The organism is Pseudomonas sp. NPDC090203, from assembly GCF_044746765.1.
In the GTDB taxonomy this organism is placed as follows: domain Bacteria; phylum Pseudomonadota; class Gammaproteobacteria; order Pseudomonadales; family Pseudomonadaceae; genus Aquipseudomonas; species Aquipseudomonas putida_AD.
The window spans coordinates 89,700-102,640 of sequence record NZ_JBIVCV010000012.1 but is presented as its reverse complement, the minus strand read 5'-3'; the positions used below and the strand labels follow the sequence as shown (position 1 = coordinate 102,640).

Sequence of the window (12,941 nt, the reverse complement as noted above, 5' to 3'; positions counted from 1 at the left end):
GCCCGCGATTGCATTTAGTCACAAAGGCATGTGCCGGATGACAGAACCAATCGCGGGCAAGCGCGCTCCTACAGGTTCCATCGAAAATCGCACAAGGACTGTTTTCATGTGGCGGCTCCTCGGCGCTTGCGCCTTGCTCTCCCTGCTGGCCGGTTGCGCCAGCGAAGGCATCATCGATCCACACGGTTACAACGCCACCGGCGGCGCGTCGTATTACGGCTCGCGCCATCAAGGCAAGCGCACCGCCAGCGGTGAACGCTTCGACCAGAATTCCCTGACCGCCGCCCACCGCCAGTTGCCATTCGGCACTCGGGTGCAGGTCACCAACCTGGACAACGACCGCAAGGTCATCGTCCGTATCAACGACCGCGGCCCGCATACCCGGGGCCGAATCATCGACATCTCCCGCCGGGCTGCCGAACAATTGGGTATGCTGCGCAGCGGAACCGCCCAAGTGCGGGTGCAAGCCCTCGACGACTGACCCTGACCGATTTGAAGGTGCCCTGAATTCTTGCCCTGTCGACCCTGCCACTGCCCACGCTGATCGAGCTGGCCTGTGGTCTTCTGCTGATGATTGTCGGCGCCGAGCTGTCGGTGCGTGTCGCCGTGACCTTGGCTGCCCTGCTGAAAACCCGTCCGCTGTTCCTCGGGCTGACTGTCGTCGCGCTGGGCAGCAGCGCCCCGCAGATGGCCGTCGGCCTGCAGGCGGCGCTGACTGACAGCACCGACATCGCCGTGGGCAGCGTGATCGGCAGCAACATCTTCAACATCCTGGTCACCCTCGGCCTGTCAGCGTTGATCATTCCGCTGCGCGTGGCCCGGCAACTGGTGCGGGTGGATCTGCCGCTGATGATCGGCGCCACACTGCTGGTCGCCGCACTAGCGTGGAATGGCGAGCTGAGCAACGTCGACGGGGTGATCCTGCTGATCGCGCTGGCGGGTTATCTGCTGGTGGTGTCCCGCCAGTTTGCCCACGGCGTGCGCCACACTGCCAGCACCGACGACCTGCCCCGGCGCCGGACCTGGCCGATCATACTGCGCTTGGCGCTGATGGGCGCGGGCCTGACCCTGATGATTCTGGGCAGCCATCTGCTGGTAGGCGCTGCCGTGGTGGTAGCCACCGACCTGGGCCTGTCGGAGCGGGTGTTCGGCCTGACGGTGATCGCCGGGGCCACTTCACTTCCCGCGCTGATGACCTCGCTGGTCGCCGCCGTTCGCGGCGAACGTGACATCGCGGTGGGCAATATCATCGGCAGCAACCTGTTCAACCTGCTGGGGGTGCTGGGCATCACGTCGCTGATCGCCACCGGCCCGCTGTCGATCTCGCCCAATGCCCTGGATTTCGACCTGCCGGTGATGCTCGGCGTCGCCCTGCTGTGCCTGCCGCTGTTCTATTCGGGCTACCGCATCACCCGGCTCGAAGGCCTGTTGCTGCTGGGGCTGTACGCGGTGTACGGGCTGCACATCGTGTCGTTCACCACCGGTATGCCGTTGGCCGAACGGCTGGAGCGCTTGATGATTCATTACGCATTGCCGGTGTTGGCGGTAGGCGTTCTGGTCACGACCTTCCGGGCATGGCGCAGACAGCACTGACACTCCGATTTCCGTCTGTAGGAGCGCGCTTGCCCGCGACGGCGGTGTGCCAGTCGCCGACAGGTTGCCGGACACTCCGCGGTCGCGGGCAAGCGCGCTCCTACAATCAGGGGTGTCTGGCTAAATCCACCCGCCCCACTGCAAAATGAATATCCCGATATTCGTCGTCACGGCCGCCGCCAGGGTGGTCATGACGATGATCGACGCCGCCAGTTCATGATTGCCTTCCGCCGCCCGCGCCATGACGAAACTGGCCGAGGCGGTGGGTGCACCAAAGTACAGGAACAGGATGCCCAGCTCCGCGTGGCGAAAACCCAGCAGCCAGGCGCCGAAGGTGCAGATCAGCGGCAGCCAGACCATCTTCATCATGCTCGCGCCAATGGCCAGCGAGCCGCTTTCACGCAGAGACCTGAGCGACAGCGTGCCGCCGATGCACATCAATGCCAGCGGCAGGGTCATCTGCGCCAGGTAGCTGCCGGAGGTATCGAGCCATTTCGGCAGGCCGATCTGAAAATAGGCAAAGGGCGTTGCCGCGACGATGCTGATGATCAGCGGGTTGGCGACCACGCTTTTGCAGATGCTCCACGGGTCGGATTTGATCACCGGGCTGTACACCGCCAGCACCACCGTGGAGAGGGTGTTGTAAAACAGGATGACCAGCGCCGCGAGAATCGCCCCCAGGGAGATGCCGTAGTCGCCGTACATGCTGGCGGCCAGCGCCAGGCCGATCACCCCGTTATTGCCGCGAAACGCGCCCTGCACATAGATACCGCGCTCGACGAAGGGCACCCGGTAGATCGCCCAGCCCCACACCAGCGCAAAGCCTGCCAGGGTTGCGATGATGAAATAGACCAGCACGCCCGGTTGCAGCGCGGCGTGCAGGTCGGCGTGGATGATGCCCAGGAACAGAAGTGCCGGCATGGTGCAGTTGAACACCAGCGATGAGGCGGTGTGAATGAAGCCGTCGTCGATCCAGCCGACGCGCTTGAGTACCACGCCCAGAAACAGCATGGCGAACACCGGCGCGGTGATGCTCAGGGTTTCCCAGAAAATTGCCAGCATGCACGCTAAACCCTGTCCCGTCGTTAGGTGGCTAATGATAGGCCAGCGGCGAGGCAAGTGTTACCGGCAATTGCAGAGTTATCGTACAACTGGTGACTGTAGGAGCGCGCTTGCCCGCGATGGCGGTGTGTCTGCTGGATCTTCTACGCCTGACACACCGTCGTCGCGGGCAAGCGCGCTCCTACAGGGCTATGCGTCGCGCCCGACGATCGGTTACGCGGCGCGGCGGACGGAGGTCAGGCGGTGTGATCCGAGGGCTGCAATTTCTTCTCGAACACCGCAACCCCATCCAGATCCCGCAGGGTCACGGTCATCTCGCCGCTCTGCCCTTCGATGTTCACCTCGCCAAAAAACTGGAACCCGGCAAACGGCGAGGTGTTTTGGGCGGGCGGAGCCTTCTGGAACACCAGCTCCGGGCCAAAGGTCTTGTCCAGTGTATTGGGCCCGAAACTGCCTGCGTTCAGCGGGCCGGCGACGAACTCCCAGAACGGGTCGAAATCCTGAAACACCGCTTGGTCCGGGTGATAGTGATGGGCTGCGCAGTAGTGCACATCGGCCGTGAGCCACACGGTGTCGCGGATCTTCTGTTGACGCAGGAAGCCCAGCAGCTCGGCCACTTCAAGTTCCCGGCCCTTGGGTGCGCCATTGTCGGTGTTGGCGATGGCCTCCCAGCGCATCACACCGGGGCTGATTTCACCGTCCGGCACGCCCAGGCCGATGGGCATGTCGGCGGCGATGACTTTCCACTGCGCCTGTGAGCCCTTGAGCTCGCGCTTGAGCCAGTCGAGCTGTTCGCGACCCAGAAACGCCGTGGTCGGCCCCGGCTTGTCGGCCAGGTTCGCATCGTTGCCATCGCGGTAGCTGCGCATGTCGAGGACGAACACATCGAGCATCGGCCCGTAGCTGAGCTTGCGATAGACCCGCCCGCCATTGTCGGCGCTTTGCAGGCGCATGGGCGCGTATTCCAGAAATGCCTGGCGCCCCCGGGCCGTGAGCACATTGATGTCCTTGACCTTGTAGCGATCATCCAGCTGTTTGCTCGGCGACCAGTTGTTGGTGATTTCGTGGTCGTCCCATTGCCAGATCTGCGGCACTTCGGCGTTGAAGCGGCGCAGGTTTTCGTCCATCAGGTTGTAGCGGTAGGCACCGCGGTACTCATCCAGGGTTTCGGCGACCTTGCTCTTCTCCTCGGTAGTGATGTTGCGCCAGATACGGCCGCCCTCGGTCACCACCTCGGCAGGCACCGGGCCGTCGGCGTAGATGGTGTCGCCACTGTGGATGAAAAAGTCCGGCAGACGCAGGCGCATGGCCTCGTAGATGCGCATGCCGCCGATGTCCGGGTTGATGCCGAAGCCTTGGCCGACGGTGTCGCCACTCCACACGAAACGGATGTCGCGACGGGTCTGCGGCACGCTGCGCAGATGGCCGAACCAGGGTTCGCTGGCGACGCCGGTCTGGGCGTCTTCGAAGAACACGCGGTAGAAAATCGCCTGATCAGTGGGAAGGCCGGTCAGCTCGACACGAGCGGTGAAATCGGTGCGCTGGTCGGCCAGCAGCGAGACGGCGCGGCGCGGGTTGCTGAACATGCTGCGTGTGTCCCACTCGACCACCATGCGCGAGGGCCGGTCACTGCGGCTCCAGACCATGGCGCGGTCACCGAGCAGATCGCCGGACTGCACGCCATCGGTCATTTTCGGACGGTCCTTGACCGAGGCGATGACCGCAGGCGCCAACCCCGGCAACAGCAATCCGGCGCCAGCGGCTTGAATGATTCGGCGGCGTGTCAGGTCGAACCGGGTCATTGCTGTTCCTCTCTCATGAATGGCAAAAAGAGGACCCTAGCAATGCAATGTTGGGGAAGTGTTACAGCACACTCAGCAATGCACGCGATCGGCCTGATAACGCGCGATATCTGGACCGCCGCCGTCGCGGGCAAGCGCGCTCCTACAAGCGTCCGCGCTCGCCTGTAGGAGCGCGCTTGCCCGCGACGGCGTCAGTGCGGCTGGCATCAAGCGCCAGCAGGCACCGCATCCAACTCGACAACCTCAGGCCGTTTCAATACGGCATACAACACGCCCGTCACCACGCTGCCCGCCACGATCGCCAGCAGGTACAGCAATGCATGGTTGATCGCATTGGGGATCAGCAGCACGAACAGCCCGCCATGGGGCGCCATCAGCTTGCAGCCGAAGAACATCGACAACGCCCCCGTCAGCGCGCCGCCGACGATGCTCGCAGGGATCACCCGCAGCGGGTCCTTGGCGGCGAACGGAATCGCCCCTTCGGAGATGAAGCACAGCCCCAGCACGAACGCCGCCTTGCCCGCTTCACGCTCGCTCTGGGCGAACTTGCGGCGGGCGATCAGCGCGGCGATGCCCATGCCGATCGGCGGCACCATGCCCGCGGCCATCGCAGCGGCCATCGGTGCGTAACTCTGGGACGCCAGCAGCCCCACCGAGAACGCATAGGACGCCTTGTTGATCGGCCCGCCCAGGTCCACGCACATCATCGCGCCCAGCAACACTCCCAGCAGGATCGCGTTGGTGGTGCCCATGCTGTCGAGGAACAGGGTCAGCCCTTCGAGCATGCCGGCCACCGGCTTGCCGACCACGTAGATCATCACCAGGCCGGTGAACAGGCTCGCCAGCAACGGGATAATCAGGATCGGCTTGAGCGCTTCGACGCTGGCCGGCAGCTTCGCGTAGCGGTTGATCGCCGCCGCGCTGTAACCGGCCAGAAAACCTGCCACGATCCCGCCGATGAACCCGGCGCCCAGGGTGCTCGCCAGCAGGCCGCCGATCATGCCGGGGGCAAGGCCGGGCCGGTCGGCGATGGAATAGGCGATGTACCCCGCCAGCAGCGGCACCATCAGCTTGAAGGCCGCATCGCCGCCGATCTGCATCAAGGCGGCGGCCAGCGTGCCCTGCTCCTTGTAGGCGGTGATACCGAACACGAACGACAGCGCGATCAACAGGCCGCCAGCCACCACCATTGGCAGCATGAACGACACGCCAGTCAGCAGGTGCTTGTAGACCCCGGTTTTTTCTTTCTTGCCTGGCGCCTTGGCGACAGAAGCCGACGACTCGACCTCCCCTTCTGCCAGGGCTTTTTTCAGGGTCGCTTCCGACTGCTTGAGGGCGATGCCGGTGCCGCAGCGATAGATTCGCTTGCCGGCAAAACGCTCGGTCGCGACTTCGATATCGGCGGCCAGCAAAACCACGTCGGCCTCGGCGATTGCCTGGGGGCTGAGCGGGTTGCGTGCGCCGACGGAGCCCTGGGTTTCAACCTGCAACTCAAACCCGAGCTTCTTCGCCGCCTGGGCAATCGCCTCGGCGGCCATGAAGGTATGCGCCACACCAGTCGGGCAGGCGGTCACCGCCACCAGACGCGGCACCTTGCCCACCGCTGCTTGCGCCTCGACAGGGGCGCTGGCGGTATGGACGCTAGCCTGCTCGCTGGCCCAGCGCAGGAAAGCGTCGACGTCCTGCAGCGCCTGGGCCGGTGTCGACTGAAACAGCCGCTTGCCGACAAAACGCGCCAGGTCCAGCGGCCCGGTATTGACCACCAATACCCAATCGGCGGCCTGGATATCAGCGGCAGACATCTGCTTCTCGGGATGCCGCGGGTCATGCACTTCCACGCAGGTGCTGAAACCCTGTCGCTGGGCCGCCGCATCGAGCAGACGGGCGCTGAGGACGCTGCTGATCTTGCCGTTCGGACAGGCCGTAACGATGGCTAACTTCATCACACTTCCTCTCTTATAGATTTAAACGCTACACGTAGCAGCACGGCTTGCCGGCGGGGGCGTCATAACTGTGACGAAAATGGTGTCTGATACACCGCTCCCGCCGGCAAGCCGTGCTGCTACGGATTACAAGGCACGCAGGCTGACGCCGCCTTCCAGCCGCTTGAGTTGGGCCTTGTCGTTGATGCCAAAACCGATCTGGGTCACGGCCATCGCTGCAATGGCCGTGGCGGTGCGCAGGGTTTGCTCGGGCGTGTGGCCGCTGATCAAGCCGTGCACCATACCCGCCAGCAACGAATCACCGGCACCCACCGTACTGGCCACGCTGACCTTGGGCGGCAGCGCCTGCAGGCACGCCTGCGAACTGAACCAGTGCACGCCCTCGGCGCCCTGGGAAATCACCACGTGCTCGATGCCGCGCTGACGCAGGTCCTCGGCGACCTGGGCCTGGGCGGCAATGGAAATGATCGGGGCGTCCAGCGCGTCGGCCAGCTCTTCGGTATTGGGCTTGATCAGCCAGGGCGACGCTTCGAGCCCTGCGCGCAAGGCCTGGCCGCTGGTGTCCAGCGCCACTTTCAGGCCCTTGGCGGTGAGCATCTGCAACAGCGCCTTGAGCCACTGCGCATCGACACCGCGCGGCAGGCTGCCGGCCACGACCACGGCATCGAAATCCCCGGCAATCTGCTCGACTCGTGCCGCCAGCGCCTGTTGCGCCTCGAGGCTGACGTCCGGACCCGGGCCGTTCAGATCGGTGATCCGGCCGTTGGTTTCCGCCAGCTTGATGTTGCTGCGGGTTTCCCCCGCCACGCGCACGAACTCGTCGACGAAACCACGCCGGGCAAACAGCGCCTCGAAGGGTTGCTGATTGTCGATGCCGAGAAACCCGGCCACGGTCACCTGGTGCCCGAGGTCGGCCAGCACCTGGGCGACATTGAGCCCCTTGCCGGCGGCATGGGTGAGCATGCCTTCGCTGCGGTTGACCTGCCCGGCCTCCAGGTGGCCCAGTTGCACGGTCAGGTCCAGCGCCGGGTTCATGGTCAGTGTCAGAATCTTAGCCATTACAGCCCCTCCACGAGGGCACGTACTTGTGCGGCGCTGCCGACCGCCAGCGCGTTCTGCGCAAGCGTGCGGGCCCCGCTGAAATCCAAATCGCGCACGCAGGCCTTGACCTCGCCAATGCTGCGCGCCGCGACACTCAATTCATCCACGCCCAGGCCCACCAGCACCGGCACGGCCTGCGGATCGGCAGCCAGCTCGCCACATACGCCGACCCACTTGCCGTGGGCATGGGCGGCGCGCACGGTGATGTCGATCAACTGCAACACCGCCGGGTGCAGGCCATCGGCCTGGGCCGAGAGTGTCGGGTGGCCACGGTCGATGGCCAGGGTGTACTGGGTCAGGTCGTTGGTGCCGACGCTGAAGAAGTCCACTTCTTTGGCCAGCACCGGCGCCAGCAGCGCGGCCGACGGCACCTCGATCATGATCCCCAGTTGCAGGTCGGCCACCGGAATCTCTGAGCGCAGGCGCTCGGTCATGTCCCGCGCCTGGCGCCATTCCTCGACGGTGCCGACCATGGGGAACATGATCCGCAACGGGCGGCTGTCGGCGGCACGCAGCAAGGCGCGCAGCTGGCTTTCCATCACGTCAGGGCGCTGCAGGGTCAGGCGAATGCCACGCACGCCGAGGAAGGGGTTTTCTTCCTTGTCGATGGGCCAGTAAGGCAAGGGTTTGTCACCGCCGACGTCCAGGGTACGCACCACCAGCGGACGGCCTTGAAGCTCGTCCAGCACGCGACGGTACTCGGCTTCCTGAGTCGCCTCATCCGGCGCGGAACTGTGTGCCATGAACAGCAGTTCGGTGCGCAGCAGGCCCACGCCTTCGGCTCCCTGCTCTACCGCTTTCGCGGTGCCGGTGCTGTCGCCGATGTTGGCGCAGACCTCGACCTGATGGCCGTCGCGGGTGATCGCCGGCTCCATGCGCAGCGCCGCAGCCGCCTTCAAGCGTGTCTCGCGGGTGTCGCGGTCGAGCAGCGCCCGTTGCAGGGTGGCCTCGTCAGGCGCGACGTCGAGCCGGCCACGCTGGCCATCGATTAACAGCAGCGTGCCGGACTTGATCTGCAGCACCGCATCGCCCGCCCCCACCAGCGCCGGAATCCCTAGCGCCCGCGCAACGATGGCGCTGTGGGCGGTGGCGCCGCCCCGTGAGGTGAGAATGCCGGCGACCCGGGCCGGGTCCAGACGCGCGACATCCGATGGCCCTACTTCGTCCATGACCAGAATGTACGGCTCCTGGGGTTCGACCAGGTCGTCGACGCCGCAGATCTGCGCCAGCACGCGACGGCCCACATCACGCAAATCGGCAGCGCGCTCAGCCAGCAGCGCGTCCTTGAGTTGTTCCTGCTGCACCGCCGCCGCCTCAACCACGTTGATCCAGGCCGCAGCGGCACTCTCGCCCTGCTTGAGGCGCAGGATCACTTCATCGACCAGTTCGGGATCGTCGAGCATTTCCTGGTGGGTGATGAAAATCTCGCGGATGGCCTTGGCGGTGCTGCGCTGGATCAGCTCACCGATGTCTTCGCGCACCTGCGCCAGCGCCGACAGCAGTCGCTCGTGCTCGACGCTCTGGGACTGGCCCTTGAGCGGGTAATCAATGACAGGCAATACATGCACATGGGCAGGCCCGACCGCGATGCCGGGCGCGGCAGGCACCGCCTGGATCTGCGAACCGGCAGCCGGAGCGCTCTTTTCCAGGACAACGGCGGCAGGCGCGGGTGCAGCCTCGGCAGGCAGCGGTTCGATGTCCTCGCCCAGGCCGTCCAGCACCGCCGCCACCAAGGCAGGCAGCGCATCGGCGGCAATACCGGGCTCGGCGATGAATTCCAGGGTCTGGCCGCGACGTACGCCCAGGCTCAGCAGCTTGCTCAGGCTTTTGACCGACACCGGGTTTTCCGTGGACTCGACCACCCGCACCCGCACATCGCCCTCGAAGCCCTTGGCCAGTTGCGCCAGTTCCTTCGCCGGGCGGGCGTGCAGGCCGTGGGCGTTGGCCAGCTTGACCTGCGCGCTCGGCCAGTCCGGCGGCACATCGCCGCCCAGAGCCTGCAACACCGCACGGCTGCTGGTGGCCTTGCCCAACTCGCTGCCGCGACCTTCGATCAGCAGCGCGCACAGGCGTTCGAGCAGGGCCTGATGGGATTCGCCAAGGCTGGCCAGGCAGAACAAACCATTGAGCGGCTGGCCCAGATGGCGCATGGGTTTGTCCGGGGTGACGAAGGCCAGGCCCGGCTTGTTGACGGTCTGCTCGCTGTGCAGCCACCACAGGCCATCGCCCAGCGGCAGCGGTTCGGCCTGCTGCAGGATGGCGGCGAAACCGTTGCTCACGCAGTCGGCCTTGCGCAGCAGCCGGGCACCGCGCCAGACCAGCTCTTCAAAGTCATCGACCGAGGCGCCCAGGCAGATCATCTGCGCATCCAGCGCCAGCTCTTGAGGTGCGCCCTGCAGCAGTTTGAGCAGCGCCTCGGGTGTCTTGGCCTGACGCAGCGCTTCGCCAAGGTCGGTCTCGCCCAGCGCACGGGTGAGCAGTTGCAAAAGGCGCAGATGCTCATCGGATTTGGCGGCGATGCCGATGGCCAGATAAACCATCTGTCCATCGCCCCAATCCACGCCTTCGGGAAATTGCATCAGGCGCACGCCGGTGGCAAATACCTGGTCGCGGGTCTGCGGGGTGCCGTGGGGGATGGCGATACCCTGGCCGAGAAAGGTCGAGCCTTGCTGCTCCCGCGCCTGCAAGCCTTGCAGGTATCCGGGTGCGACCAGTTGGTCAGCGACCAGCAGGTCAGCGAGCAATTGCAGCGCGGCGGGTTTATCCACAGCCGTCTGGGCCATGGAAATTTGCTCAACGGTGAGTTCGAGCATGCCTTTCTCCTTCGCAGCGCACGGTTGCGCCCTGATTCTTGTTTTGGGGCCGGTGGTGGCCCGATGATTTCGCTGTACAACGTCTTGGCATGTGACCAGCGATTTAGCTCGATTACAGCCAGAAATACGCTTGCTGAATCGTTTAATCTAACTTGGCGGGCACGTTACTCGATAATCTCTGCGGATTGAAGCTCATCTCATCGATTGATGTGGGAAGAGTCCATAAAAAAACCGGAAGCTTCCTGCATTGCCATGGTCTGCTGTAATGATGACCGCGAATCAGCGAAAATCCCGGCGCATGCCATCACACAAGGAAAGCCCGGCTTGAAACTCAGTGATATTGCGCGTCTGGCGGGTGTCTCCGTGACCACCGCCAGCTACGTGATCAACGGCAAGGCCGAACAGCAGCGCATCAGCAATGCCACGGTCGAGCGCGTGCGCGCGGTGGTCGAGGCCCACGGTTTTCGGCCCAACCCGCAAGCGGCCGGCCTGCGCAGCCGCCACACCCGCACCCTGGGTTTTATCCTCCCGGACCTGGAAAACCCCAGCTATGCCCGCATCGCCAAACAGCTGGAGCAAGGCGCCCGCGCCCGAGGTTACCAGCTGCTGATCGCCAGTTCCGACGACGATCCGATCAGCGAACTGCAACTGCTGCAACTGTTCCGCGCCCGCCGCTGCGATGCGTTGTTCGTCGCCAGTTGTCTACCCGCCAGTGACGACAGCTACCGCGAGCTGCAAAAACACGGCATCCCAGTCATTGCCATCGACCGCGAGATGGACCCGGCGCACTTCTGTTCGGTGGTCAGCGACGACCACGACGCCAGCCAGCAACTGACCCGCAGCCTGCTGGAAACCCGCCCTCGGCATGTCGCGCTGATCGGTGCCCGCCCCGAGCTTAGCGTCAGCAAGGCCCGCGCCAGTGGCTTCGAAGACGCGCTGGAAGGCTTCGAGGGCTCGGTCATAATCGAGCACGGCGAGTCCTTCAGCCGCGACACCGGCCTTGCCATCGCCGGGCAGATGCTCGACCGGCTGGGGTATTTTCCCGATGCGCTGGTCACCACGTCCTACGTGCTGCTGCAGGGTGTGTTCGACCTCTTGCACGAGCGTCGTCTGAATCCGGAGCAACTGCATTTGGGTACCTTCGGTGACACCCAGTTGCTGGACTTCCTGCCGTTGCCCGTCAACGCCATGGCCCAACAGCATCACCTGATCGCCGAAAAAGCCCTGGCCCTGGCCCTCGACGCCGTGGAGAAGGACGAGTACCAACCGGGCGTGCACGCCATCGTCCGTACCTTCAAGCAGCGGATTCACGAGGCCTGAGCGTGCAACTGATCGACACCCACACGCATCTGGATTTCGACGATTTCGATGCAGACCGCCAGAACGTGCTCCAGCACTGCAAGCAGTTGGGTGTCGAGCGCATGGTGGTGTTGGGGGTCTATCAGCGCAATCTGCAACGGGTCTGGGACCTGGCCCTGAGCGAGCCCTCGGTTTACGCGGCGCTGGGCTTGCACCCGGTCTATCTGGACGAACACCGCCCCGAGCATCTGCAGGAACTGCGCGGCTGGCTGGAGCGTCTGGCGGCGCATCCCAAGCTCTGCGCCGTGGGCGAGATCGGCCTGGATTACTACATCGAAACCCTGGACCGGGATCGTCAGCAAACGGTGCTCGACAGCCAGCTGCAAATGGCCGCCGATTTCAACCTGCCGGCGCTGCTCCATGTGCGCCGCAGCCACGCCGACACCATCGCCACGCTCAAGCGTTTCAAACTCAAGCGCGCAGGCATCGTCCATGCTTTTGCCGGCAGCCGCGAAGAGGCCAGGGAATACCTCAAGCTGGGCTTCAAGCTCGGCCTTGGCGGCGCCGCCACCTGGCCCCAGGCGCTGCGCATGCACCGGGTGCTCAAAGAGTTGCCACTGGACGGCGTGGTGCTGGAAACCGACTCCCCGGATATGGCGCCTGCCATGCACCCCGGCCAGCGCAACAGTCCGGAGCATCTGCCGGATATCTGCCAAGCATTGGCCGAGATCATGAACGTTACCCCCGAGCGCCTCGCCCAGGCCAGCACCGCGAATGCCTGCGAGCTGTTCGGCTGGTCCTGAATTAAATTGCACTTCGCTAAATTGTAAAAAGAAATTTCAAACCGCCGCTGCGGTCCCTTGCTTATCTCCTCTGAATTCGCGAAGGACGCCGGTCATGAAATTCTCCAAGTTCGCCCAGGCCTTGTCGAAATGGACGGGCAGCCCCCGGACATTCCTGGTGGCTGTGCTGCTGATCTGCATCTGGGCCGCCACCGGCCCGATGTTCCACTACAACGACACCTGGCAACTGATCATCAACACCTCGACCACCATCATCACCTTCCTGATGGTGTTCCTGATCCAGAACACCCAGAACCGCGACACCGATGAGCTGCACATCAAGATCGACGAGTTGCTGCGCGTGACCAAGGACGCCCAGAACGCCGTACTCAGCCTGGACAACCTCGACCAAAACGAACTCAGGGCGCTGCGCAAGAAGTACAAGGCCATGGGTGACCGCGAAGATTCCGATCACACCAAACCCTTCCCGGCGTGCGACGCGGATCAATCGGCTGCGGACCATTAATCAGCGCCCAAGGAACTCAA

General features: G+C 64.3%; 10 protein-coding genes. 5 read left to right on the top strand and 5 right to left on the bottom strand.

Translation table 11 applies throughout. From position 1 onward, the window contains the following. Positions 1 to 106: 106 nt before the first annotated feature. Together ACIPO9_RS20550 and ACIPO9_RS20545 are read left to right on the top strand one after the other, a co-directional pair. The gene (locus ACIPO9_RS20550; RefSeq protein WP_400783147.1) at positions 107 to 481 is read left to right on the top strand and encodes a septal ring lytic transglycosylase RlpA family protein; all 375 of its coding nucleotides are present in this window, start codon (positions 107 to 109) and stop codon (positions 479 to 481) included. Positions 482 to 540: 59 nt separating this feature from the next. Further along, entirely contained in the window at positions 541 to 1,593 is a 1,053-nt protein-coding gene (locus ACIPO9_RS20545; RefSeq protein ID WP_274136792.1) for a calcium/sodium antiporter, read from the top strand. Between the two features lie 120 nt (positions 1,594 to 1,713). Here ACIPO9_RS20545 and ACIPO9_RS20540 read toward each other — a convergent pair whose 3' ends face one another. The 5 genes from ACIPO9_RS20540 to ptsP all read right to left on the bottom strand — a co-directional run bounded on the left by ACIPO9_RS20540 (position 1,714) and on the right by ptsP (position 10,314). After that, on the bottom strand, positions 1,714 to 2,655 hold the full coding sequence (locus ACIPO9_RS20540) for an AEC family transporter (RefSeq protein WP_400783144.1): 942 nt from the start codon (positions 2,653 to 2,655) through the stop codon (positions 1,714 to 1,716). Between the two features lie 236 nt (positions 2,656 to 2,891). Continuing rightward, positions 2,892 to 4,457: an alkaline phosphatase D family protein gene (locus tag ACIPO9_RS20535; RefSeq protein ID WP_400783142.1), complete on the bottom strand. Its 1,566-nt coding sequence runs from the start codon at positions 4,455 to 4,457 to the stop codon at positions 2,892 to 2,894. A gap of 206 nt (positions 4,458 to 4,663) precedes the next feature. Continuing rightward, positions 4,664 to 6,400, bottom strand: a complete 1,737-nt coding sequence (locus ACIPO9_RS20530; RefSeq protein ID WP_400783140.1) for a PTS fructose-like transporter subunit IIB — start codon at positions 6,398 to 6,400, stop codon at positions 4,664 to 4,666. Positions 6,401 to 6,526: 126 nt separating this feature from the next. Next, positions 6,527 to 7,459, bottom strand: a complete 933-nt coding sequence (gene pfkB / locus ACIPO9_RS20525; protein WP_400783138.1) for a 1-phosphofructokinase — start codon at positions 7,457 to 7,459, stop codon at positions 6,527 to 6,529. Then, positions 7,459 to 10,314 carry a phosphoenolpyruvate--protein phosphotransferase gene (gene ptsP, locus ACIPO9_RS20520; RefSeq protein WP_400783136.1) on the bottom strand — a complete coding sequence of 952 codons (2,856 nt, stop codon included), beginning with the start codon at positions 10,312 to 10,314 and terminating at the stop codon, positions 7,459 to 7,461. Before ptsP ends, pfkB begins: the two co-directional genes overlap by 1 nt. A gap of 324 nt (positions 10,315 to 10,638) precedes the next feature. On the opposite strand from ptsP, the gene cra reads away from it, so the two are divergent. From cra to ACIPO9_RS20505, 3 genes are all read left to right on the top strand, one after another. Beyond that, on the top strand, positions 10,639 to 11,634 hold the full coding sequence (gene cra, locus ACIPO9_RS20515) for a catabolite repressor/activator (protein ID WP_400783134.1): 996 nt from the start codon (positions 10,639 to 10,641) through the stop codon (positions 11,632 to 11,634). Beyond that, entirely contained in the window at positions 11,631 to 12,416 is a 786-nt protein-coding gene (locus ACIPO9_RS20510; protein WP_400783287.1) for a TatD family hydrolase, read from the top strand. Before cra ends, ACIPO9_RS20510 begins: the two co-directional genes overlap by 4 nt. A gap of 94 nt (positions 12,417 to 12,510) precedes the next feature. Beyond that, positions 12,511 to 12,921 carry a low affinity iron permease family protein gene (locus tag ACIPO9_RS20505; protein WP_274136467.1) on the top strand — a complete coding sequence of 137 codons (411 nt, stop codon included), beginning with the start codon at positions 12,511 to 12,513 and terminating at the stop codon, positions 12,919 to 12,921. Positions 12,922 to 12,941 lie beyond the last annotated feature (20 nt).